This is a genomic window from Candidatus Chlorohelix sp., from assembly GCF_037138995.1.
Classification (GTDB): Bacteria; Chloroflexota; Chloroflexia; order Chloroheliales; family Chloroheliaceae; genus Chlorohelix.
This window is the reverse complement of record NZ_JBAXHI010000028.1, coordinates 1-24,905: the sequence shown is the minus strand read 5'-3', so window position 1 is coordinate 24,905 and position 24,905 is coordinate 1. Positions and strand designations below refer to the sequence as shown.

The window sequence follows — 24,905 nt, the reverse complement described above, 5'->3', positions numbered from 1 at the left end:
GAGCTTATAGCAAATGGCTACGGATGGCAACGACCCGGTTAAAGTTTTGATTGTTGATGACCACGCGGTTGTACGCCAAGGTCTTATAACTTTTCTTGAGTTGCAAAACGAAATTGAAGTTGTTGGAGAAGCCAGCAACGGCAAAGAAGCTCTTCAAAAAGTTAAAGAATTGCATCCTGATGTAGTTTTGATGGATTTGGTCATGCCTGTTATGGATGGGCTGACTGCTCTCAAAGAGATTAAGCTGCTGCGACCTGAAACCGAAGTAATTGCACTTACCAGCTTTGCCGATGACGAGAAAGTGTTTACTGCTATTCGTAGCGGCGCTACCGGTTATTTGCTAAAAGATGTACAGCCCCAAGATTTGGTGAAAGCGGTGCTTGCTGCTGAACGTGGCGAGGTTCAATTGCATCCTGAAGTTGCTAAGAAACTTATGCATGAGGTGCTTGCTCCACATAAGGAGGCGGCTGAGATTGAAGAATTAACCGAACGTGAGCGCGAAGTTCTGGGTCTGTTGGGCAAAGGTATGAGCAATAAGGAAATCGCCCGCGACCTTTCGGTAAGTGAGAAAACAGTAAAAGCGCATGTGAGTAATATTCTTAATAAATTAAACTTACCGGGCAGAACGCATGCCGCTTTATATGCCGTAAAGCGGGGAATTGCGGCAAGTTAGCAAAATATCTCTATTTGGTGTTATTTATGGAAACTAATTATCGGAGTAATTATAGATGCAAATAAATGAGTTGGAAGTGGGACAATTCGAGAGTTATGAAATGGAGTCCTACTCCGGTTTTTTCCAGTCTATTGGTCCGTCTATGATGGATTTGGGATTGAACATTATTGTCAGCAACGGGTTGTTCCAATTTGCTTGCACCGAAGCCCCGAATGTTAGTTTCTTGAACCGCGTACTTGGTTTAGGACTTGGCAAACCCGCTTCTAGTGATGCGATAGAGCGGGTAGTTAAACGCGCTTACGCTCTCAAGGTTTCTTGCACTGTTTATACGATTGAAAATTATTCAAAACCTTCAGAATTGCCGATTTTGCTTAAAGAGCGCGGTTTTACTCTTAAAGCCCGCAGTAGTGTTCTTGCTTATATTCCCGGTAATATGGCATCCCTAGTGGAAGACCATTCTGTGGAAGCTCAAATACGGTTGGTAACTTCCGAGCAACGTGAAGAATTTGCACAGGTGGTATGCGAAGGGTTTGAGTTGAGGGGAGGTTTTCGCAGGGCTTGGGAAGCAATCAGTATGGCAAGTGTGGGGCATCCCCAACAAATTTGCTTCATGGCATATATTCATGACCAACCCGCAGGGGGCGCAACTCTATTTTTAAGTAAAGACGGCAAGTATGCCGGGCTTTATTCTGCCAGCACCTTACCGGATTTTCGGCAACACGGTGTACAGAGTGCGCTCTTGCGGGCGATGCTTGAAGAAGCCTTGCGGCGTGGCAGAAAAATAATTACTGCTCAAACTCCTTACGGTGGAAGCGCGGAACGAAACCTCCACCGACTCGGTTTAGAAACAGCCTATGTGCGCGAAAGTTACTTCCTGCCTTCTCGCCGTTAGCTTTTTTTAATTGAGAGAATCCACACACTTACTACTAGCATAATTGCTCCAACAAGTGTTAGGATACCAATGCTTTCACCCAGTAACAACCACGCCAGAAAAGCCGCTACTCCCGGTTCTAGCAAAGTAACGATTGAAGCGGCGGTAGCGGTGGCACGTCTGAGAGCTTGAAAAAAAATTATGTAGGCTACTCCGGTTGGTATCAGCCCCAAGTATGCTGCTATCAACCAGACTCCCGGCGCAAGATTCAACTTTAGGTTGCCAGTAAACAAAGCTCCCCCAAGCAACAATATTGCCGCAAACGTAAAAGATAGCGCCATTGTTTGGCTGCTTCCTGATTTGGTGTACCGTGTTGCTAGTTTGGACAGGATGGTGATACTTGAGTAAGACAACCCTGCTCCTAAAGCCAGCAACGCTCCAAGTAGATACTCCGGCTTGAGAAAATCGCCCTTGTTGTCACTACCGCCTAGCGTTAGCAAACCCGTTCCGATAAGCGCCAGCCCAAGCGACAAAATAACCAACCCGGTCAGCTTCTCTTTAAAAATCGGTATCGAGAGCAACGCGACCATTACAGGCGCACTGCATAATGCTACCACTACTACTAGCGTTACACTGGAGAGGGGTATAGCAATAAAGTAAAAAAGCTGGTAACTTGCCATTGCGATTCCCAATGCGGCGAACAGCGGCAAATCGCGCAATCTAGCTTTAAAGGGGTTTCGTTTGGTGGTTAGCCAAGCTAAACCCAGCAAAAAAGGCGAAGAAAAAGCCAGTCTTAAAAACCCGATTGTTAACGCTGGCGTATTTTCTATCCGATTGAGCAGCGCCGAGGAAACACCGACTGTTCCCCAAATCCCTGCTGCCAGTACCAGCAGCACAATCCCACCGCTTCTCTTTTTCTCCTGTTGCTTTTCAAGTGTTACTTCTTCTGTGCTAGACATATATTAACCTCCGGTTTCACACGGTAATTTATAGTTCAATTGACTTTACATAAAGTGGAAAACAGGGAGGAAAAATCCAAAATTAAGCTATCTGGCAATTATGCCTATAGCCAAACTGAAAAATAAAATGGGGGTGCCTCTCCTGCTTATAGCGCAACAGCGCGGCAGGGAGGTGGGGTTACGCTCAATGAAAGGATGTTCAACAGATTCATTCTATTTAGCTCAATTTTCTAACTAATAACTGTAACGGGTTGCGCCACTCTTTACCTCGTTCAGCGCTACACCAATAATATTGGCACGTACTTTTTCGAGTTGTTCTTTTGCTTCTTTGGCATCATCCCGCTTGGTTTTATTGGCTTTTAACGTCAATAATACTCCATCCAAGCGAGTGGATAATACTGCTGCATCGGTTACTGCCAAAAGGGGTGGCGAGTCAAAGAAAAGATAATCAGCTTCTCCTCGTAGTTGCTCGATTATTTCGCGCATCAGGTTACTGCCAAGAATTTCGGCAGGATTTGGAGCTTGCAACCCGGCAGGTAGCAGCCGCAAATTTGGCACACCAGTTTCCTGAATCGGGAATTTGATAGCTGCACTGTTCTTAGAAGCCGAACCAAGCCCACCCGCTTCAAGAATGACATTTGATAGACCGGGTTCTTGCTCTAGCCCGAAAAGAATATGGAGGCTAGGGCGGCGCAAATCACAATCTATCATTAAAACTTTATTTCCGGTTTGAGCAAAGGACACCGCCAGATTTGCCAGTGTTTCAGATTTACCTTCGTCAGGGCGTGCGCTGGTGATAAGTAAAGCGCGTAACTGGCGGTCAAGCCCGCTGAATTGAATATTGGTGCGTAAGTCTTTGTATGCTTCGGCGGCTGGTGAACGAGGGTCTGCCAATGTCACCAACTTTTCTACGCCATTTATACTGGAATTGCTCATGCTAGATTAAAAAATCCTTCCGTTACTCGCGTTTGCTGCCAATTTTTACCGGGCTTGAACTCTTTTCGGCTGCTTCGGTAGCGCTGTTCATAGGTAAGCTTTGAGAGGCTGTGCCTTTCCAAATCGGCACACTTCCTAACACCGTTAATCCGGTCAACCGCTTTAATTCCTCTTCGCTTTTGATAGTATCGTCAAAAAACTCGACAGCAAAAATAAATATCAAACCAATAACAAGTCCTAATGCTGCTCCTGCTGCGGTGTTAAGGTTGGTACGCGGGCTGTTGGGCTTATCAGGTGTTGCGGCAGGGCTGGTTAATTTAATATAGGTCTGCTGGTCTTGGTTATATCCGGCAATTTTCTGTTCGTTTTCATCCACTAGAATCTGACCGGAGGTGTTGGCTATAGAGGCGGCACGTTTTGCATCCGTATCCTCTACGGTAATCACAAAAGTATATTCGGCTGGTCGCGCCTGCACTTTGATTTTGCCTCTGATTTCGTCAATCGGGAGGTCAAATTTGCCCCGCTCATTAATGGCGGCGGCGAACTCAACCGAATCGAAGCGGGCAGTATAGCCATTTATCTGTTCTTTTAGGGAAGCCCACAAGTTATTATCCGGTTTGCCGACATCCCCCTGCAATTTGGCGATGGCTTGATAGGTTTTTGGCTGGCTAAGGCTATATCCAAAAGCTACTCCTGCTGCTATTACCGCTACCAGCAACGCCAGCCACCATCTTTTTTTCAGGACGTTTATATAATCCTTGAGTTGCATAGCTACCGCCGTGCCGATATTTGCTCCGGCTCGGAGCTATTGGGATTATAATTACTACCACCGCTATTATTTTGTCCGAAAGGTAATAGCGCTTTTGCGGGAATGACCCCAATTACAGGTAAACCCAGAGCTTCTTTGAAATCTTCAGGAGTTCGCAGCCTGTTATCAAGATACGCCAGCAAGAAAGCTAACCCTATCCCCAAAATGAGACCTACGATGAGTCGGATGCTGGATACAAGTAGGTTGCGACCACTGTTAAATATCGCGCTGGTTGGGAAATCAATCAAATTAGCTGAAAACTGCGTACTATCGCCGTGTGCAATATATTTGCCGGCGTTCTGCACAATCGTATCAGCCAGCGCTCTTGCTATTACCAGTGCCTTATCTTCGGTTTCAGTATGCACCGTGAAGGTAATCTCTCGGTGTTTACGCTCTACATCGAAATTGCCCTTGAGTTCTTCGGGGGATAGCGGGTATTTGGTGCTTTTTAGCTTTTCCGCCGCGTCATTCAAAAAGACGCTACCTTTTACAATTTTTACGTAGTCATCTAGCACATACTCAGACGAGATAAACTGGTAATAATTGAAGTAGTCCTGAAACCCTTTGTTTGCTTGGTCAAGTGGGGGGTCATTGCGCCCGACATTAACCTCAAAAACTGCCTGATAATTGGAGGATGTGGATTTGTACTGGCTATAAGCTAACGCGCCACCCGCAATGGTAAAGAGCAGCACTAGCCACCAGTATCTAAAGAGGATTCGCCCGTATTTTCTGAGTTCCATTCCCTATTACCTGTTACTGAGCCGGTTGCTCTTTGATGTTAGGCATTTCAGCCGCATCATTTAAAGGTCGTATCGCCAGAATTTTTTTTTGCTGCGGCGCTTTGAATTCCCGCACACACAAATCTATCTGTTCATGGAAGCGTTTGATAAAGATTTCGCGGCTAAAAGTTTCCGCGTGAGTACGAATTATATGCGAGTCGAATTGTTCGCTCATTTGCTCAAAACGCTGTACTGTATCTGCCAGCGACTGAGGAGATTGTTCCTCAAAAAACAAGCCGGTTAGTCCCTCGACATTCACTTCGGCTGGTCCGTTCTGTTTGATAGCTATTACTGGCGCTCCTGCTGCCATAGCCTCAACCTGAGTAATTCCGAAATCTTCCGCGCCGGTTTGGATGAAGGCTTTACATCGTCCGAATAATTTGTACAACTCATCGTCCGATACGTAGCCTAAAAACTCAATATTTGACCCGCCCAAATCCTTCAAATTCTTCAAATCGCGTCCGGTTCCTACAATTTTCAAGGGCAATCCTAGTTCCCGGAACGCCTTTACCCCAATATCCAACCGTTTGTATGGCATTAGGCGCGATGCCATCAAATAAAAATCTTCACGCGGACTATAGTTGCAGGGGATTTGCTCAACCTCTACAGGGGGATTTATCACCACCGCATCACGTCCCCAGTATTCCTTGATACGCCCTGCGATGGTTTGCGAATTTGCCACATAGAAGTGCGGGCGGGCAGCGCTTGCTATGTCCCACAGTCTAACAAATTCCATTACCAAAGGCAACCCGATTTTAGCCAAACGGCTCATGTTCTCTCTGCGGGCGTAATCTTGGGTATCCCAAGCAAAGCGCATTGGGGCGTGGCAGTAGCAGATGTGCAGGGTATTGGGAGGAGTAACTACTCCCTTTGCCCACGCGCTGCTGCTACTGATAACCACATCGTAGTCCTTCAAATCAAAATGCTCGAACGCAAAGGAGTAAGCCAGCAAATATAGCTGATGGCGTTTGAGAACACCCGGAAACCGTTGCATAAAGGAGGTATATATTTTATGACCCGGAAACTTCCCTTCCATTAATTTTTTATCATAGATGGAAGTGTAGATTGGGGCTTCTGGAAACATATCGGCTATCGCTTCCAGCACTCGCTCGGCTCCACCATATTGGTTCAGGTAATCGTGTACAAGTGCAACTTTCATTGATTCCTAGTATGCTCCCTCCCCTTTTAGAACCGCCGGGATTGTGCGAATCAGGATTTTAAAATCTAGCCAGAGCGACCAATTCTCAGCATAGTATATATCTAATTTTACCATGTCGTCGAACGAGAGTTTGCTTCGCCCGCTTATCTGCCATAAACCCGTTAGCCCGCATGCTACTTCCAACCGGCGATAGTGCCATTCTTCATACTTTTCTACTTCTCGGTCAATGGGGGGGCGTGGTCCAACGAAGCTCATTTGCCCGAACAGGATATTAAAAAGCTGCGGTAATTCATCAAGACTGGTGCGGCGCAGGAATTTCCCCAAGCGGGTACGGCGTGGGTCATTCGCTATTTTAAAAGTAACGCCGCCAGTTTCATTGAGATGCGCTAGGTTATCAACTTGCTGATCTGAGCCTACTTTCATTGATCTGAATTTATAGAAAGTAAAGGTATTACCATGTTTGCCTACTCTAGTCTGTTTGTAGATAACCGCTCCTTTAGAATCCAGTTTGATGAGCAAGGCGATTAATAATAGGAACGGTGAGAGGGCTACTAGCGTGATTAATGATAAGGTAATATCCATTGCCCGTTTTAAAACATAGTTCCAACCCGTTAGATTAGTACCCTTGAACCCAATCAGTGGCACTCCATTAATCTCGGTGAAGTTCAACGAATCTAGGCGCATCTCAAAAATATCGGGTATCAGGTTAAAATCAACTTCGTTTTCTCGACATATATTTATTATATCGTTGATAGCGATATGGTGTGTGGCTGGCAAGGCGATAATAACTTCGTCAATTTTATGCGAATATAAAAGTGTACTCAAGTTATTGAGAGTACCGAGGCAGGATACCGGTTGCCCATCTGGGTAGCGCGGTGGTAAAATCCACTCCGAAAAGCGAGTTTCATCATCAACATAACCAGCCAGCCTATAGCGATGATCCGGGTTTGCTACTACGGCATCCATCAAGCGTGAGGCTGAATCCGTAGCGCCAACTACCAGCAGACTACGCACGCCAATTCCACGATGCCACAGCGAGCGTCTTACTAGTTTGACCACGATACGCTCAATTCCCAGAATTAAGAAGGTGGCAGGAATCAGGAAAACAAACATGAGTCGGCTAAAAGCCAGTGGTCGGCTGATGAAAACCAGCACCATCATACTGGCAACTGCGATTAGGGTAGAACTAAGGATAATGCCGAGTTCGTCAAGAAATGAAAGCACCTGTTTTCGGCGATAAAATCCTTTGAAATGGAGTGTGACCAGTAAAACGAAGGTATAAGCTAACTCAATAGAAATATAATTGGTGAAGGGAACCTGATATTCTTCAAGAACTTCAACCCCAATCTGCAAGACATAGCGTACGAAATAAGCCAACCCAAATGCCAGCAAAATTAGTAGCGTATCCATTACCAGCCGCAGAGCGTAAAACAGGCGTTCCCGACTTACTGTCGATTTGTTCTGGTTTAGTTTGGCGTGTTTTGAATTCAAAATCTGGAAAGAGCCTGAAATATCAAACTGGTTTTTCGTGGCTTCCTCGCCATTTTCGGCGGGATGCTCGAATTTCAAAGGTTTGATTTCGTTGTTCATTTCTGAAAGCTTCTCAAACTCCAGAGTCGCAGAGGTATTTCCTCTTTCCCTGAACAAGGCTGCTTGGTCAGAGCTAAAAGGTTTATTCTGTTCAACTGAACTCAACTAATAGTTACCTCCAACAATTCCATAAGCGGGTGAGCAGCCCGAATTTATGCTATTATAGCATAGACATAATCAAATTTTAAAATTATGGAGACCTCACGCTTGATTGGTAAAGTCGAAAGTTCCAGTGTACAAATCTGCATACACGGTCACTTTTACCAACCTCCTAGGGAAAACCCCTTCACTGGGCTAATACCGCCGGAGTTGGGTGCTGAACCTTACGCTAATTTTAATGATAAAATTACGGCAGAGTGCTATAGCCCTAATGCCAAGTTGAACAATTACCGCAATATCAGTTTTAACTTCGGTCCTACGCTGGCAGCTTGGCTCGAAAAAAATGATTCTGCCACCTACCAGAATATTATTGAAGCTGACCGTTTAAATGTTGAAAAATACGGTTATGGTAACGCTCTGGCGCAAGTCTATAACCATATTATTATGCCACTTTCCAAACCTGAAGATATGCGGGTGCAAATTGAATGGGGTATTGCCGATTTTCAACGCCGATTTGGGCATTTCCCGGAAGGTATGTGGTTGGCTGAGACAGCCGTAAATAGCGCTGTACTGGAATTATTGGCAGATTGCGGTATAAAATTCACTATACTCGCCCCATGGCAGGCTTATCACGATAGTGTTGAAACTATTGATCCCCTCGAATATCAGTTAGAACAAACGCGCCTACGCAACAATGTATTAGGAAGCCTGAGCCAACAATTCCATCAAGATGAGCGTTTGCATTGGGCTGCCTCCGTTGCGCTTGAACGTGCAATTATTCCCGAAACCTTTGACCCAAACGAACCTTATGAAGTTAATCTGCGAAATGGGAAAAGCATTGTGGTCTTTTTTTATAATGCGCCTCTCAGTGGCGGTGTGTCCTTTGATCATGGCGCTACTACCGATGCGGATTCTTTTGTAAAGAACTGGATTGCCCCTCAGATTAATCTTGATAAACTTGAACGCGGTGCAGATCAGCTAATCACCATTGCTACCGATGGGGAACTTTATGGGCATCATAAGTCCTACCGTGACCTGTTTCTGAAGCGTTTGGTGGAACATTCGATTGATGCGGCTGGGTTTAGTGTAACTTTCCCCTCTCATTGGTTGCGAAATCATCCGCCTCGTCGCAAAATCCGAATAATGGAAAATACTAGTTGGAGTTGTTTTCACGGAGTCAAACGTTGGGGTGAGGGTTGTGATTGTACCCCCGGTGAGAATGCGTGGAAGAAATATTTAAGATTAGCCTTTGATGTTCTAGGTGCAGAAGTTGACCGAGTGGTTGAGGAAAATAGCCCAAAACTTTTTATTGATCGGCATGCAGCGTTGCGAGATTGGCTACAAGTATATCTTGGCTTTCAGGATGAAAAAGACTTCGGAAATTCTCATTTGCGTTTACCATCAGATAAAAATAGGGGAACTGCCCGTCGTATATTGATGGCGCAGATTTATAAACATCAAATGTACACTAGTTGCGCTTGGTTCTTTGAAGATATAGACCGGATTGAACCAAAGAATGCGCTGGCGGCGGCGGCAATTACCATTCGCTTATTGGGAAGGCAGTTGAATCGGGCGGCATTTGAACAATTCCAGCAATATCTTGAGCAAGCGCGGAGTAATAAGTCTCATCATTATAACGGCTTGCAGCTTTACAAGCGCGGTGTACGCTGGTCGCAACGCCATCATGATGAGTTATTACTTTCGGATTAACCGAACCAACGCGATATAAATCAGGCAAAATAAAAGCAACTTCCCGTTTTTTTAACTACCAATCTGAAGGGTTTTGAATGACCGAAAAATTGTATTACATAGATTCTTATTCACATGAATTTGAAGCCAAAATTCTAACGGTAAGCGAGGATGGACTAGCTGTAGCTTTAGACCGCAGTTTGTTCTTTACTCCCGGTGGTGGGCAACCAACCGACACCGGAACTCTCCTCCTTGATGGGGAAATCTATAATGTCACTGAAGCCTATAGTTCGGAAGGGCTAACTTGGCATAAGCTAGACCGCGCTTTATCAGGCGGTTTAAAGGGGCAAACTTTGAAAGGCACGCTCGATTGGGAGCGGCGCTATGCGATTATGCGGCATCATACCGCTTTGCATGTGCTTAACGGCGTGGCTTATCTTGCCTTTGGTGCGTTGGTTACAGGCGGTCAAATTTATACTGACCGCGCCCGTATAGACTTGACTCTCGAAGACCTGAACCCGGAGAAGGTGGAATATATTGAGAAAGAGTCGAATGCGATAATTGCCAAAGCGTTCCACACAATCCCACGTTTGGTTACGCAGGAGGAAGCCTCCACTATGCCCGAACTGGTGCGTACCCTGAACGCGATGCCGCCTCAGTCAGAAAAAATGCGTATTGTGGAAATAGCCGGATTGGATCGGCAGTTTTGCGGAGGCACGCATGTTGCCAATATTCGCGAGCTTGGCACGTTGAAAGTTTTGGGTACGCGCAGCAAAGGCAAGGTAAACAAACGTATTGAGATTGGTCTTGAATAGGCTAACCAAACTTTTAGGAAATTTATCTGCATACCGGAATTAACTTTACATAAATAATGAGGGGGATTTGTAATGGCAAAATTTGTGGCTAAACGTATGGACATTGTGCCGCCTAGCGGTATTCGGCGTTTTTTTGATATTGCCGCCACTATGCAGGATGTTATTTCATTAGGTGTGGGTGAGCCTGATTTTGTAACTCCCGATAATATTAGGCGGGCAGCGGTTGATTCAATCGAAAAAGGGCAAACCCGCTACACCTCTAACGCTGGTATTCTGGAATTACGGCAACTTGTGCAAGCGCACTTGCAACGGTTATATGGGGTAGATTATGACCCCAATCATGAGATGATTATAACTGTCGGGGTGAGCGAAGCCCTTCAAGCGGTGTGCTTGGCTTCGCTTAATCCGGGCGAGGAAGTGTTGATACCGGAACCGAGTTTCGTATCATATGCCCCTTCGGTTATTTTTGCCGGCGCGACTCCGGTTTATGTTCCAACCAGCGTTGATGAACAATTTATGCCTTCAATAGCCGAACTTGAAGCAAGGGTTACGCCTAACACCCGCGCTTTGCTGCTGGGCTATCCCAACAACCCCACCGGAGCAGTGTTAACTCCTCAACGCGCCTTAGAAATTGCCGAATTTGCCAAGAAGTATGACTTATTGGTTTTCAGCGATGAGATTTATGACCGCTTGGTTTACGGGATTGAGCATATCTGTACTGCCGCGCTACCGGGCATGAAAGAGCGCACTATCACTTTAGGCGGTTTTAGCAAGGCTTATGCGATGACCGGGTGGCGCATCGGCTATGTTTGCGCTCCCTCCGATATTATTGCGGCTTCTCTTCGTATTCATCAATATGCAATTATGAGCGCCCCAACTGCCGGGCAACATGCTGCTATCGAAGCTCTGAAAAATAATGAAAATTCGGTGCTAGAAATGGTTGCGGAATATGACCGCCGCCGTCAGTTTATGGTCAAATCTTTCAACGAAATTGGGCTGGCTTGCTTTGAGCCAAAAGGCGCGTTCTATACCTTTCCTAGTATCAAAGCTACCGGTATGAACGAAGATGAGTTTTGCGAAAAGCTTTTAGTGGAAGAGCATGTAGCAGTAGTGCCGGGCTATTCGTTCGGTCCAAGCGGAGCGGGACATATTCGCGCTTGTTATGCTACCAGCCTGCCAAAAATAGAAGAAGCTATGGAGCGCATCAACCGCTTTGTACGCCGCTATTCCAGCGTGGGAGTCCGATAAACTCCAAATGCCATCTAATAGCACTCTGCTTACCAATGAAACCAAGTTACGCGCCCTGACTCTTAATGTTTGGGGCGTGCCTTTTATTACAGCCGAGCGCAAAGCTCGTATTGACGCAATTGTAAAACAGTTGCCGGAGCTAAAACCCGATATTGTGGCGATTCAAGAGGCATGGCTGACTCTTGATCGCCGCACTTTGATAGAAGGTGGCAAGCGTGTTGGACTCAAACATTGTCATTATTACGCATCGGGAGTGAACGGCAGCGGTTTGTTACTACTGTCGCGCTATCCGTTGGTAGATATTGCTTTTTTACGTTTCAAACTCACCTCCCGCCCGGAACGAGTTCCCAATGAGTTGGATTATTTCGGGGGGAAAGGTATCGGATATGCTCGAATACAGACTCCAAACGGGTTTGTTGAACTGTTTAACGCTCATCCTGTAGCACAGTACAGCGGAGATAACAACGATTTATATCGCGCCCATCGTGCTGCTGCTGCTTACGAAGCTGCCCGATTTATTAACGCACATGCAAGCGGGAGATATCCTGTAATCTTGCTAGGCGATTTGAATACACGCCCTGATCAATTGCCCTATCGCCTTGTACGAAAATTAGCGAATCTATCAGATAGCTATTCTGAACTGAATCATCAAGACCCCGGTTACACCTATTCGGTCAATAATCCCTATTCCAACAAAAGCGAACCGTCCAATCGGCTGGATTATATACTTTATCGCTCAGGCAGTGAATCTGGCATTTCTCCTGTTGCAAGCGCATTGTGTTTTAACGAGATTACTACTTTAGTACCACGCGCTTTTACCGACCATTATGGGGTATTGAGCGAATTTCAGTTGAATTGCACTCAAAATGCCGTCAACGAATTGCCCTCCAGCCCAACCCCGCTCTATTGTGAACTGGAAGAATTGCTTTACGATACGCTTGTGGAAGCGCGTCGCCGCCGGGAATCACACCTGTTAAAATTATGGGTTGCCACGACAAGTTGGTTGTTATCCTTTGGCTGGAATCGCCGGGGAATATTTTTATTGCGCTTACTAACCGGATTTTATTCGCTTATACAGGGTTGTTTGTCGCTGTTGGTTGTGCCAGAAGAAATAAATGGGCTTGAATCGCTACTGGAAGAGGTCAGAAAACAGCTACCAACCGTTTCAGTCTCTCAATTCGGTGGAGCGGAAAATCACCCGGTCGTACCAGAGCGCGAGGATGGTAATCACGAAGAATAACGCGATAAGTAACGCCAGCAGTTTACCGCTCCAGCCTTGCCTTTTCCAAAGCCTAGAAGAAAAGATACCAGCGCCGACAGCGACTATCGGCAGCGCGAACAGCGAATAGCGCACGTAGAGGTTGGTTATCCAACCGAGTATTGCAAAGAGCAATGTAATGGCATACCAACTAAGGCTCACCCGTAATAGTCGACCACGCCCTTCCTGAAAATTCATATTATCGGTTGCTTCTACCGGAAGGCTACCGCGTTTGCTGTTGTCCCACAACCACCACAAAGCCCACAGTGCGAAGATTAGCGGAATGAGATTGAAATAAGCCTGTCCTTCTGCCCAGAAGCCGGATAGCCCCCCCCATAGCCAATCCCCGAAATTGTTGACAGGCTTGCGGATTAATCCCAAGCGCGGGTCTGCCACCGAACCGCCCACATATAGCAAATTACCTTTTGCAGTTGCAGCGGTGCCGTTTGCTTTGCTAGTAATGGTGTCTAGCGCTTGTGGAATCATCTCTGCCAGTGTTTGGCGGTGGTAAATCGCGATTGAAAGTGCCAGCGCCAACAGATAAGACATCACCAGAAATTTTGCCCCGCTCCTTTCCCTGAACCATTGCACCAGCGCAAATAGCAAAAATACTGCCCCGCTGAGTATGGTTATGCCTGGATGCTGCATGAAAGAAGCCAGTAAAGACAGCGTAAGGATAACAAAATAAAAGGGATGATTTAACTGTTTATATTTAACCACCACCAGACACAGCGCGACCATCATTAGCCACTCGCCGTACATATTGGAAACCTGCCCGAAACCGATTGAAATCCATGCTACCGGCATAGTTACCATAAAAAAGGCGGCAAATACGGCTGCCCGCCCGTCCCCCATCGCTTTTTTGACCAGATAGAACACCAACAATGCTCGTGAGGTATCAAAGGCGGTCATCCAGAATTTTTGCAGCAGGGTGACATCAGGCACAAGCCAATGGAATAGCCCTATCATAAAATATCCGGTGGTGGGGTAGTAGGTTTCTTTGCCGCCCCACTCCGCCGATGGTATTTTTTGGAAAAACTGCCCTTGTTCCCACAGAGCTATGTAACGGTTATAGTGGAAACCTATATCGGTCATCTGAATATGCGGATGTAGCGTCCCGCCGAAGCGAATTGCCAACGCCAGCCCGAAAAAGCTCAGTACCCAAGCGCGTTCCCAACGATATTGCCATACTGAGCGCATCGGCAAATCCAGTATTACCAACGCCAGCAATGCCAGAAAAAAGGCAAAGGACAATTTGGCAGAAAAAATGGTGAGCCAAGGGCGGGCGGGGGTGGCAATTACATATGCCATTATTGCTAGCACGCTTGCGCCAACGCCAAACCCGACCCACCCGTTGAAGCCTGCTCTGGTAACAATCATGTAAGTCAATAATACCGTTGCCAGCAGGTACGCCACTTGAATAATAGGTGGGATAGTGAAGCTGTCTCCCTGTGCCGTAATTTCCGCGCCCCAGAAAATCAGCCCAAGCTCGCGGCGGTCTTTGGGTGGAGAGAAGGGCGTGGTTTTAAGAGTTAGGCGTAGGTCGCCAGATACGCCAGTAATAGCCGAAGCGGGTATAACGAAATCATAATCAACCTTATCGGGTTCGCTTTTGTAATAACCGATAAGCGTTTCGTTGGCATATACATACAGGTCGAGGTTTGGATTCGGATTGCCTCCAAAAGGAAGCTTAAGCCTTAAGCCGTATTCATGCTTGCCCACTCCAATAAAATTTAGATAGGATTCACCGCGAGTCCAGCGCCAAGTTGGTGTAATCAGGTTTGGCGTAGCTGATTCGCGTGAGTTGAAATTGGCTAAAAATGGCTCATCTAGTCTGAAATGGCTGTTCTGGTCGATGCTATAATTCCAGCCGGGCTGCCACGCCAGCGCAAAAACTCCAACTGATACCAGTACCAACAGATAAAGCGCGGGAGATGAAAAAGCTTTACGCCACAGGTTCATCTCGTCACGCCATGAAGCAATTAGCCAGCCACGAATTTTGTTGCTTGCGATAGCTGCTTTTCCAGTTTTGGCAATAACCTTGCTCAATTATGAAGTTACCTCTACATATCCCAAAGTGTACGCATCGCTATAATCAGCCAGCGGTATTCGCGCTGAGTTTGCTGCATCGTAAAGCCCTACAATAATTCTGTATCGCCCTATTGGCAGGTTCGGGGGTAGCGGAAGGCTATGTACATCTTGATAAAAATCGCCCTTGCGCCAAGTGCGGGTATCCCCTTTATCATCGAGCGGTAACAAATCGCGTTGTGCCACGCGCTGCCCGGTTTTTTCATCTATCAGGTGGATAAAGACCTTAGCTTGCTGCGGTGGAGTGGTAACTGTTTCCCAGACCAGCCGTAAATCCAATGTGCGCGTGCCGCTATCCTTTGATTTCAGTCGCAAAACCCCGTCCGCTCCCACCGAATCATAATTGGCTTTACCCTGAAAACTGCTACTCGTTCCAAATGTATAAAGGATTAAGCCGTTTGAAAAGCGCGTTGGCGATGGCTGGAATCTACTCTGATAAAGCTCAACGTAATCTAAGGTAAGGGCTTTGGCTGCCAGCGTCTGGAAATATTCTACCGAAGTGGGGGTAAGTTGCGGCAGCGCAATTTTCCCATCTAGTGCAATCCAACTACTCGAAATGGCTGTCGCGCTTATTATTGCTTGCGCCCGTTCCTTTTGGAAAGTGTTATCCACCTGACCACGCTCACGGTTAAGATTGAAAATTTGCCCGGTCATTTCGCCTAAACTACGCCGGTCAATATCAAGGTTGAGATACACCATATAGCCCGCGCTATCCACTAGGAACTTGCCATCGGGGGTGCGTGCCGGTTCATGTTCTGAAAGGAAAGCAAAACCTGGGTCAAAGCTCAAAATGCTACCGCTTGTAGGTTGCTGTAGGAAATATTCACCCGAAGCGTGATACACCCTGTCCACCGTTACACTTTGCCCCTGTAGCCATTGGCGTGCTGCCATCGGCGCAATTATCAGCAGCATCGCAATTATTCCGGTTGCAGCCAGCGTATAAAATTGCTGATTAAGCTTGCGAACTTCAAATATAAAAAGCCCTCCTACCAGCAAGGCGAGCGGCAAAGCCAGTTGCGCGTAATACCAAGGGTGGAAGCTTTTTCCCACTAGCAAGGTAGCCAGCAAAGGCAAACTCCATGTGGCGGGTATCAGCCAGATGTCGTTGCTCGTTTTGCGGCGAATTAACCGCCACGCAATGATACAGAATACCATTCCTGCCAGCAGCAAGGTTAAGGCGGCTTGTGGCTCTTCCGCCAATCGTCCTATTTGGTCGCGTCCTTCCGCTACTTCTTGCGGGCGTAGTAGTTGGAAGAAAAAAACCTGACGGATGAATTGACCGATTCCACCCGCAAGCCCGAAAAAGCCCACAATAAGCGCGGTCAAGCTCGTAAACCCTGCGGTAGTCCATCCTAACCCGCGCCAATTGCGTTTCCAAGCCAGATAAACCAAAAAGCCGAAAATTACCGCTATACCGGGCAATTTGCTTAAGAAAGCCATTCCAGCCAGCGCCCCTGCTCCGGCAAACCATAGCGGGTTTATTTGTTTGCGTAAGCCCTCTAGCAAGCAAATAAAAGCGAAGACGGCAAAAAGGTTTGAGATAGTTTCCAGCGTCGCAATTTGGGAGGCGCGAACATCCAACGCTAATATCAATGCACTAGCACTTCCGGGCAAGCCCCACGATATACCTTTATTGCCCCACATTCTTGAGCCAGCCCACGCGACTCCGGCGCAAGTGACCAATCCGGCTATAACGGTTAACCAGCGTAACGCGGAGTAAGCTTCCGCGCCACCCATTGCGCCGAATAGCTTGCTGATAGGCGCAAGCATTAGCAACGCGCCCGGTGGATGTGCCAGAAAAAAATCGCGGTAGGGCAAATGCCCTTGCGCCAGTTGGGAGGCAGCAGAAAAGTACACCATTTCGTCATAGTTGGAGGCAGACCATCGTCCCGCGCTATCGGGCAACAATTGAGCGGAGCGTACTGCCCAACCTGCCAGCAACGCACCCACCAGCCCAATTCCCCAAAGCATACGATTCTGGAGCATTACGGGGAATGCAGCAAACTCAAGCTTGCCCCTTGCGCTTTTTCGTGCCGTTAACAGCCCAAACGCGCCCACTAGCCACAAACCAACTACCAGCATCGGAAAGAGCGGGAAGGGGCTGTGTAAATCATCTAGCGGACTGCCCCGTTCATCCATTCTAATGGGGTCAAAATCCAGCCGAAGCAGCGCATCAAGCCCACGCCATATTGAAGCGGGTATTTTTAGGGCAATAATTAGACCGAGCGAGCCGAGAATCAGGCATATGCTAAAACTCGCCTCAAAAAATATAGTTAGAGCGAGGCGCGGCGGTTCGGAAGTACCGGACGTTCTATTTGGGGTTTTGGTTGTCAAACCTCTGATAGTTTGAATATCCTCCGGTGTCAGATTATAACAAAGGCTACCTAGACAGGCAAAAAAGGCTCAAGCATGTGCATTGGTATGGTAAAATCATCTGATTATACTTTGAATTCAAGTTTCAAGACATGTTGGAGGTTATATTTAGCCGTTGTCATCCCTACCCGCGAATAATTCGCAGCCCCAACCCGATTCTCATATCTCGATAGTAACGACACACTTATTAAAGTTTCCCCATATCTTGCACCGTCATAGAGTGGATATATTCTTGCCGCCCGGCTATGATTCCAGACCGAATGAAAATTACAAAGCGCTATACGTGAATGACGGTCAGGATATGGGGCGTTTGCTTATGAAAGAAACCCTTGAAAAACTCTACCGCTTTCACCAGATTGAACCTATTATAGTTGTGGCAATCCACGCTTCCCATGACCGAGTACATGATTACGGAGTAGTGGGTATCCCAGATGCACACAATCGCGGTTCCAAAGCGCACGAGTATGAACAATTTGTGCTTGAACGTCTCTTGCTTTATATGGAGCAGCACTATCGGATTCGTAAGGGCGCACCGAATACCGCTATATCAGGCGTTTCCTTGGGAGGGCTATCCGCTATTGACCTTGCGTGGCGCAATCCTACTCTTTTCGGCAAGGTTGGGGTGTTTTCAGGTTCTTTCTGGTGGCGCACTGACGATACCGATTGGCGCACTCAACAGGCTTCGCGCATTATGCACAAGGTAGTAAGGGAGAGCCAGAAACGGGAAGGTTTGAAATTTTGGTTTCAAGCCGGGACAGCAGACGAAACCAGCGATAGAGATGGAAATGGCGTTATAGACGCGATTCAGGATACGCTTGAACTTATAGATGAACTAGAACTGAAGGGTTATCGCAGGGGCGAAGAAATCGTTTATGTGCAGGTAGAAGGCGGAAAGCACGATCAGGAAACGTGGGGTAGTGTCTTGCCTGATTTTCTCAAATGGGCTTTTGCCGCAGAGTAATTTTCTAGCACCAAAATTTTACTAGCTTGCGATTAGCCATTGTGCGTCATATACTGTTGCAGATGGCTTGGAAACGGCAATGAAATTGTAAGGAAATCTCAAAAATGTCATTAGATACAAAGCAGGATTTCAGCAAACTTTTGTATGTGGCAGACGCTTATCGCTACCAGCGTCGCAAAACTCGCATAGTGATGGTGGGCAATATCGGGGTAGGTGGGAATAATCCCATCAGAGTGCAATCCATGACCACCGCCGATACGTTGGATACCGATTCTACCGTAGCGGAAGCAATACGGCTGGTTAACGTCGGTTGCGAAATTGTACGTATTACCACCCCTACTGCTAAAGATGCCGAGAACCTTAAAAATATTCGGGCTGCGCTGGACGCTAAAGGAATAAATGTACCATTGGTGGCAGATATTCACTTCAACCCGAATGCTGCAATGGAAGCCGCGCGTTGGGCTGATAAGGTGCGTATCAATCCCGGTAACTTTGCCGATGCCAAGCGTTTTGCCGAGCGTGATTATACCGAAGATGAATATAACGCTGAATTGGACAAGATAGAGGAAAAATTTGCGCCTTTGCTGGAGCGGTGCAAAGAATTAGGGCGCAGCATTCGCATCGGTACTAATCACGGCTCACTTAGTGACCGCATAATGAACCAGTTTGGTGATACTCCCGAAGGAATGGTTGAATCCGCGCTGGAGTTTGCCGAAGTTGCCCGCAAATACAATTTTCACGACTTGATTTTTTCCATGAAAGCCAGCAATCCCAAAGTGATGATTCAGGCTTACCGCTTGTTGGCTGCGCGACTGGACGAGCGCGGTTGGGATTATCCCTTGCATTTAGGTGTTACCGAAGCCGGAAACGGTGAGGACGGGCGTATAAAGAGCGCAATCGGAATCGGCTCCTTGCTGGAGGATGGTTTGGGTGATACTATTCGTGTTTCCCTCACTGAAGACCCTGAATTGGAAATCCCGGTAGCCGTTCGGTTGGTGCGTCGCTATTCTCGGATTGATACGGCTATTCTGGAAAAAGCCCATGCCACCGATGAAACTCCAACAGTATTGCCGGAAGCTTTTACCCATTTGGAAATTTCGCAGACTATCCCTGACAGGCGCGACCCTTATCACTTTGTGCGTCGCAACTCTGGAGTTGTGCAGGTTGGTAACGCGCGTTTGGGTGCCGAAAATGTACCGCAAGTAATTGCCCCGCTTACCCAATCACGACTGGAAGCATTGCTCAAAGCCCAGCGCGACTTGCCTTTAGCGGGTAGCAAGAAAAAGACCTCCACTGAAGCGCCCACTGTTCCTGATATATATGTAGTAGATGAATTTATCCCTGAAATAATCGAACTGAAAAAAGCGCAGGGAGATAAGCTACCTCTACTGGCTCAAGTTTATGAGGAAAAAGACGCGCAAGATGCGATAGAAGCGGGCGCAGACGCATTAATGCTGGTACTCTACGCGCAAGGTGGTAATACTAACCTTCCGCAGGTACGCCCGGTGGCGCAATTGGCAGTTGCCAACGGCAAGCCTCTTTTCCTGCAAAGCGTAGCATCCGGCAACGACCTTTACAGCGTTGTCGCTAGTTATGATACCTCTGAACTTGATACCCTGTTAGAAGCAGCTTACATCAGCCGCGAAGTTGGTGTAAATGAATTGGCGTTGGGTTTGGGGCTGGATAGTTCGGCGCGTACTATCTGGAGCTACCGTTTGTTGGCGGCAAAACTGCAAGAATTGGGTTGGAACTATCCTATTCATTTGGAAGCGCCCGGTTTGAAACAGGGCGTAGTTGAAGATTATCTGATAAATGATAGCATTGCTACGGGTTCGCTACTTGCCGATGGCATTGGTGACAGCATACAGGTGATGCAGGGCGAAAATACCCCACTTACTGAGGAGCAGCAGGTACAATTGGCTTTTAATATTTTACAGGCGGCAGGGGCGCGTAGTAGCAAAGCCGAATTCATCGCTTGCCCTAGCTGTGGTCGCACCCTCTTTGACCTGCAAAGTACCACCGAGCGCATCAAATCCAAAACCGGACATTTGGTCGGCGTGAAAATCGCCATTATGGGGTGTATCGTCAATGGGCTTGGAGAACTGGCGGACGCTGATTTTGGTTATATGGGTGGAGCGCCGGGCAAAGTAAACCTGTTCGTGGGCAAAACCTGTGTGGAAAAAGGCGTAGCTACCGATGAAGCAGTTGAGCGTCTGATTTCCATAATCAAGCAGCACGGGCGCTGGATTGAAGCAGACTAGTTATAATGCGTTCCTTTTTTCTTTCCCTTTCCCCCATTGAGGGGGTTAGGGGTGCATGGTCACGAGAAATTTACCAGCAGCTAAATTTTGACAGCGCAGTTGATGGTATATATACTCAAATTGTGCAGGTGAAATATAGGTTTCTACTGGTTTACTCAGGATAGTTGTTACTACTTTGTTATAAGGAGCGTTTATTGTCCCTGAAACTGGCTGAACAAACCGCCCCTGCCTCTACTGAAATGCGATTTCATGAGTACGGAATCATGTACAATGTGGAGGATAATTTCTGGTGGTATGAAGGAATGCGCCAGAATCTTCTCAGTTTGCTGCAACGCCATTGGGACTGGCAAGCCAAGACAAACCCGGTTGTTCTCGATGCGGGATGCGGTACAGGGGCGACCTTGCAGCGTCTTGCCGATGGCTTTGAAGGGAAAATTGCCACTAATCGAGCGGTAGGCTTTGATATTAGCAGTGAAGCCCTGCGCTTCTGCCGCCAGCGTAAACTTGACCACCGCCTCTTTCAAGGTTCTATCACCTCAATTCCGGTAGCAGATAATTCTATAGATATTCTGGTTAGCTTTGAGGTTATTTCTAACCTGACCGACCCCGAACCGGGTTTTCGGGAAGTGGCGCGGGTACTTAATCATGGGGGTTTGGCAATTATAAAATTGCCCGCTTATCAGTTTTTATACAGTGAGCATGATATAGCAGTCAGAGTGTTGCGACGCTTTGACCGGGGAGAGGTGCGAGATTTACTGGCGAAGCATGGTCTAGCGCCCGTTCGCACATCTTATCTAAACACTTTCCTGTTTCCTCCTGCCGCACTTTCTCGCCTTACTAAGAAATTCTCCCTCAAAAGTAAAGCGGATGAAGAACTTGAAAGCGATTTGAAACCGCCGCATCCTCTTCTCAACAAAATACTTATTGGTATAATGGCTCAAGAAGCCAGAGTTTTGCGTCACACAAATTTTAATTTGCCTTTTGGGTTATCATTAATTACGGTAGCGCGGAAGGTATAATTGGTAGTAACTAATGTTGAATTACATTAGCCGAAACCAGCAATCGTCAGAAACGTCTGAAGTTATGAAAATTAGCGCTCCTATCAATGATGATAAGGCAGGTGAAGACGGTCTGGTTATTCTCGCTCAACAAGGTGACCTCCCCGCATTTAACCAATTGGTCGCTTTGTACGAGCAACGAATATTTAATTTAGCTTACCGTTTGTTGGGGGATAGGGAATCTGCCGCCGATGCTACCCAAGATACTTTCTTTCAGGCATATCGCGCACTCGCCCAATATCGCGGTGGGTCTTTTAAAAGCTGGTTGTTACGTATAGTTACCAACATAAGTTATGACCGTTTGCGTACACGCCGCCGCCGCCCTACCTCATCGCTTGATGAACTGGTGAATGAAGCCGAAGAAATAGGTGGTAGCGCTATTGCTTTGTTAGAAGATGTTGATTCTGACCCTAGCGATAAATATTTGCAGCGCGAGACGATGGATGAATTAAGCCGCGCTTTGGATAAGCTACCACCTGAACAGAAATTAGTAATAGTCTTGAGTGATGTGCAAGGAATGAGCTATGAAGAAATAGCTACAATAACCCGCACTTCGCTCGGAACGGTTAAAAGCCGATTAAACCGAGGACGCACTAAAATACGCGAATTGTTGCAAAATACGGAACTTTTGTCGCGAAACAGGCGTCTATAATATATAGAGCAAATTTTTCTCAATATTTAATTGTGCCTTCCTGTCGGTTCTGGCAGGTTTGCCGGGAGAGGGCTTTGGGAAAAGCCCTAAGAATGCCGTGTTTAAGCGAGAACCAAAATCCGCCTTTGACCACCATAACGAATTGCATTCGATTTTTTTGGATGAATATGTGGATGGGCGGTTAACTACTCTCCAACTAAAAGAACTGGAGGAACATCTCGCCACTTGCGAATTTTGCCGGGAAGAAGTGGCAGGTTTGCAGCGGGTGCGTTCAATGTTCCGTCGCCTCTCAGCGATTGACCAACCATTACCGCGCTCCTTTGCCGTGAGCCAAGCACAAGCTAATGGCTTGAAGCCAAAACCGCTATTTGCTACTTTTGCTGGCGCAATTGCTGCCACATTGCTGGTATTGTTTCTAGCCCTAGATATTCTTGGCGCATTTACCTTTACTTCCACCCGTACAGAGACGCTTGTCGCTAGTAACCAACTCCCTACTTTTGGCGCTCTTTCTTCGGCAACCTGCTCTACTTCAGATGAAAACGGGAGTGTTTGCGCTGCCAGCGACCCAAACGGACCCACTGTAATTTATCCTGCTAATCCGCCTAATCGGTTTGTGGTAGTGACCGAGCGGTTGCAGGCGATTACATTTATTGAAATCGGGTTGGTAGGTATTGTGTTGGCGATGGCTGCCTATGTTTTCACTATACGCCCCCGCTTCCCTTCTAGAAAATAAGCTTTATAGTTCAAAACCCCCCTTCCTTCACAAAAAATACGAAAGAAGGGGGTTTTTAATTAGTTTTTCCTAACCTTTCGCCCTTATAAAGGACCCGCCGCTTAGAACTTGGGCTTTATTACTTGCCAACCTGATTATTTTTTCAATTACGTAATCTATTTCCTCTTCAGTAGTATATCTTCCCAACCCGAACCGTAGGCTGGTCAATCCACGTTCTTCCCCAAAACCAAGCGCAGAGATAACATGCGAAGCTTTTGCAACAGATGCATTACAAGCGCTACCGGCTGAAATAGCAATGTCACCTAATTGTACAATCAATTCACGACTGTTTATGCCATTTATGCTGATGTTAAGATTGTGAGGCAGCCGTTCAGTTGGATGTCCGTTCAATTCAACGTCTTCTACTGACTTGCTGATACCTTCCCATAGGCGTTGGGTTAATTTTCGCAGTCGCGGCACTTCTGTTTCCAAATGTTCCGCGCAAATCTGAGCCGCTTTTCCAAAGCCCACTATACTAGGTACATTTAATGTTCCTGAGCGTACCCCCCGTTCATGCCCACCTCCGTAAATTACCGGACATATCTCAACATCCGGTCTGATATATAAAGCACCGATTCCCTTTGGCCCGTAAATTTTGTGGGCTGAAATAGAGAGAAGGTCTATATTGTATTCATCGACATTCAGAGGCAGATGCCCAACGTATTGTGCGCCATCGGTATGGAACAGCACCCCATGTTCGCGAGCAATTGCGCCAATCGCTTTCAGGTTGGGAATTGTACCGATTTCATTATTAGCAGCCATAATAGAGATTAAGACTGTTCGAGGAGTGATGGCATTTCGTACCGCTTCAGGGTCAACTCTGCCATATTGGTCAACTGGCAAATAGGTAACACTCTTACCCAATTGTTCAAGGTGGCGGGCTGAGTCTAGAATAGCTTTATGCTCGGTAACGCAGGTAATTATATGGTCGCCCTTAGTGGCATATTTTTCTGCAATACCAAAGAGCGCGATATTGTCAGATTCGGTTGCGCCACTGGTGAAAACAATATTATCAGCTTTTGCACCGATAAGGCTGGCTATCTGATGGCGAGCTTTGTATATAGCGGCTTGCACTTCATGACCAAACAAATGGTCGCTGGCGGCATTACCGAATTTCCTTGAAAAATAAGGCAACATTGCTTCCAAAGCTCGCTCGTCAACCGGAGTGGTTGCGTTATAGTCCAAATAAATCGGTAATGTTAAACTCATCTCTCGTACCCTTCCCTTTGCGAATTAGTCTAAAATATTTAGAAAACTGAGATTGGGCGGGTAATAAAAAAACCCGCTTACCTGAAACTAGATAAGGGGGTTAAATCTTCTTTTGAATTAGCGGTTTTAGAAACCGAAAGATTCCCTTATCTTGCGTAAATCTGTTAAATGGTTACGCTGGAATTGGCACCATACGCATATTTTTTTCCGTTTGCGTTGGTTGCCGGGCTTCACAGGGCCTTTTACCCTCCACCTCTCTTGATAAGAGCTACAATATTCTATTATTAAGCTTTGCCTGTTAAAAGGCTAAACAAATAATAATAAGAAAAGACGCAACTGTCAAGTTAAAAATTGTTCACCTATTGAATTGATATACTTAAGAATTGCCGAATCCGGCAAGGTTACGCTTCCAACTAAATCGAATGTATAGAAAGAGAAGTCATTGAAATATGAAATTAGGGAGTGCCTATCTTGGAAGAGGTGAATTTTAATTTTGCCAAACATCTTGAGGCTGCTTAACAATAGCAAAAATCTATTATAGCCTGCTACCTCTGCATTACTAGGCACTCCCTAATTTCAGGGAGTGTCTAAAAAGCAAGACACAACTTACTTTTGAAATTAAAGTTGGAATTGATGAGACGCTGACG

At 46.7% G+C, this 24,905-nt stretch carries 20 protein-coding genes and 1 riboswitch; of the genes, 11 read left to right on the top strand and 9 right to left on the bottom strand.

From position 1 onward, the window contains the following. The first annotated feature begins 13 nt into the window (after positions 1–13). Positions 14–673: a response regulator transcription factor gene (locus tag WCK19_RS12880; RefSeq protein WP_342397794.1), complete on the top strand. Its 660-nt coding sequence runs from the start codon at positions 14–16 to the stop codon at positions 671–673. A 55-nt stretch (positions 674–728) separates the two neighbouring features. Continuing rightward, positions 729–1,565: a GNAT family N-acetyltransferase gene (locus tag WCK19_RS12875; RefSeq protein WP_342397793.1), complete on the top strand. Its 837-nt coding sequence runs from the start codon at positions 729–731 to the stop codon at positions 1,563–1,565. On the opposite strand, the gene WCK19_RS12870 is transcribed toward WCK19_RS12875, so the two are convergent. The 6 genes from WCK19_RS12870 to WCK19_RS12845 all read right to left on the bottom strand — a co-directional run bounded on the left by WCK19_RS12870 (position 1,562) and on the right by WCK19_RS12845 (position 7,880). Beyond that, complete coding sequence (locus WCK19_RS12870; RefSeq protein WP_342397792.1) at positions 1,562–2,503, bottom strand: EamA family transporter; 942 nt, start codon at positions 2,501–2,503, stop codon at positions 1,562–1,564. The genes WCK19_RS12875 and WCK19_RS12870 overlap by 4 nt on opposite strands. A 234-nt stretch (positions 2,504–2,737) precedes the next feature. Beyond that, positions 2,738–3,439, bottom strand: a complete 702-nt coding sequence (locus WCK19_RS12865; RefSeq protein WP_342397791.1) for a CpsD/CapB family tyrosine-protein kinase — start codon at positions 3,437–3,439, stop codon at positions 2,738–2,740. A 22-nt stretch (positions 3,440–3,461) separates the two neighbouring features. Next, positions 3,462–4,208, bottom strand: a complete 747-nt coding sequence (locus tag WCK19_RS12860; protein ID WP_342397790.1) for a Wzz/FepE/Etk N-terminal domain-containing protein — start codon at positions 4,206–4,208, stop codon at positions 3,462–3,464. Between the two features lie 2 nt (positions 4,209–4,210). Next, positions 4,211–4,987 (bottom strand): hypothetical protein, encoded by a 777-nt coding sequence (locus WCK19_RS12855; protein ID WP_342397789.1) that lies wholly within the window; start codon positions 4,985–4,987, stop codon positions 4,211–4,213. 13 nt (positions 4,988–5,000) lie between these two features. Continuing rightward, positions 5,001–6,185: a glycosyltransferase gene (locus WCK19_RS12850; protein WP_342397788.1), complete on the bottom strand. Its 1,185-nt coding sequence runs from the start codon at positions 6,183–6,185 to the stop codon at positions 5,001–5,003. A gap of 6 nt (positions 6,186–6,191) precedes the next feature. Beyond that, positions 6,192–7,880, bottom strand: coding sequence for a sugar transferase (locus WCK19_RS12845; protein WP_342397787.1), 1,689 nt, complete (start codon positions 7,878–7,880; stop codon positions 6,192–6,194). Positions 7,881–7,982: 102 nt separating this feature from the next. On the opposite strand from WCK19_RS12845, the gene WCK19_RS12840 reads away from it, so the two are divergent. From WCK19_RS12840 to WCK19_RS12825, 4 genes are all read left to right on the top strand, one after another. Further along, complete coding sequence (locus tag WCK19_RS12840; protein ID WP_342397786.1) at positions 7,983–9,584, top strand: DUF3536 domain-containing protein; 1,602 nt, start codon at positions 7,983–7,985, stop codon at positions 9,582–9,584. Between the two features lie 77 nt (positions 9,585–9,661). Next, the gene (locus WCK19_RS12835; protein ID WP_342397785.1) at positions 9,662–10,378 is read left to right on the top strand and encodes an alanyl-tRNA editing protein; all 717 of its coding nucleotides are present in this window, start codon (positions 9,662–9,664) and stop codon (positions 10,376–10,378) included. 72 nt (positions 10,379–10,450) lie between these two features. Then, the gene (locus WCK19_RS12830; RefSeq protein WP_342397784.1) at positions 10,451–11,626 is read left to right on the top strand and encodes an aminotransferase class I/II-fold pyridoxal phosphate-dependent enzyme; all 1,176 of its coding nucleotides are present in this window, start codon (positions 10,451–10,453) and stop codon (positions 11,624–11,626) included. Between the two features lie 7 nt (positions 11,627–11,633). Then, a complete protein-coding gene (locus WCK19_RS12825) occupies positions 11,634–12,866 on the top strand; it encodes an endonuclease/exonuclease/phosphatase family protein (protein WP_342397783.1) in 1,233 nt (410 codons plus the stop codon). On the opposite strand, the gene WCK19_RS12820 is transcribed toward WCK19_RS12825, so the two are convergent. Continuing rightward, the gene (locus WCK19_RS12820; protein WP_342397782.1) at positions 12,792–14,933 is read right to left on the bottom strand and encodes a hypothetical protein; all 2,142 of its coding nucleotides are present in this window, start codon (positions 14,931–14,933) and stop codon (positions 12,792–12,794) included. The two genes, WCK19_RS12825 and WCK19_RS12820, sit on opposite strands and share 75 nt — an antisense overlap. Further along, positions 14,934–17,306 (bottom strand): glycosyltransferase family 39 protein, encoded by a 2,373-nt coding sequence (locus WCK19_RS12815; RefSeq protein ID WP_342397781.1) that lies wholly within the window; start codon positions 17,304–17,306, stop codon positions 14,934–14,936. It abuts the gene before it with no gap. Between the two features lie 154 nt (positions 17,307–17,460). On the opposite strand from WCK19_RS12815, the gene WCK19_RS12810 reads away from it, so the two are divergent. The 5 genes from WCK19_RS12810 (at position 17,461) to WCK19_RS12790 (ending at position 23,010) form a co-directional block, all read left to right on the top strand. After that, a complete protein-coding gene (locus WCK19_RS12810; protein WP_342397780.1) occupies positions 17,461–18,306 on the top strand; it encodes an alpha/beta hydrolase-fold protein in 846 nt (281 codons plus the stop codon). A 104-nt stretch (positions 18,307–18,410) separates the two neighbouring features. Continuing rightward, positions 18,411–20,567 carry a (E)-4-hydroxy-3-methylbut-2-enyl-diphosphate synthase gene (ispG, locus tag WCK19_RS12805; RefSeq protein ID WP_342397779.1) on the top strand — a complete coding sequence of 719 codons (2,157 nt, stop codon included), beginning with the start codon at positions 18,411–18,413 and terminating at the stop codon, positions 20,565–20,567. A 194-nt stretch (positions 20,568–20,761) separates the two neighbouring features. Then, a complete protein-coding gene (locus tag WCK19_RS12800; protein WP_342397778.1) occupies positions 20,762–21,586 on the top strand; it encodes a methyltransferase domain-containing protein in 825 nt (274 codons plus the stop codon). Positions 21,587–21,599: 13 nt separating this feature from the next. Further along, entirely contained in the window at positions 21,600–22,277 is a 678-nt protein-coding gene (locus tag WCK19_RS12795) for a sigma-70 family RNA polymerase sigma factor (RefSeq protein WP_342397777.1), read from the top strand. A gap of 97 nt (positions 22,278–22,374) precedes the next feature. Then, a complete protein-coding gene (locus WCK19_RS12790) occupies positions 22,375–23,010 on the top strand; it encodes a zf-HC2 domain-containing protein (protein WP_342397776.1) in 636 nt (211 codons plus the stop codon). 69 nt (positions 23,011–23,079) lie between these two features. Here the strand turns inward: WCK19_RS12790 and WCK19_RS12785 are convergent, their stop codons facing one another. Further along, a complete protein-coding gene (locus tag WCK19_RS12785) occupies positions 23,080–24,258 on the bottom strand; it encodes a cysteine desulfurase family protein (protein WP_342397775.1) in 1,179 nt (392 codons plus the stop codon). Between the two features lie 143 nt (positions 24,259–24,401). Continuing rightward, positions 24,402–24,526, bottom strand: a riboswitch (SAM riboswitch). Positions 24,527–24,905: the final 379 nt, after the last annotated feature.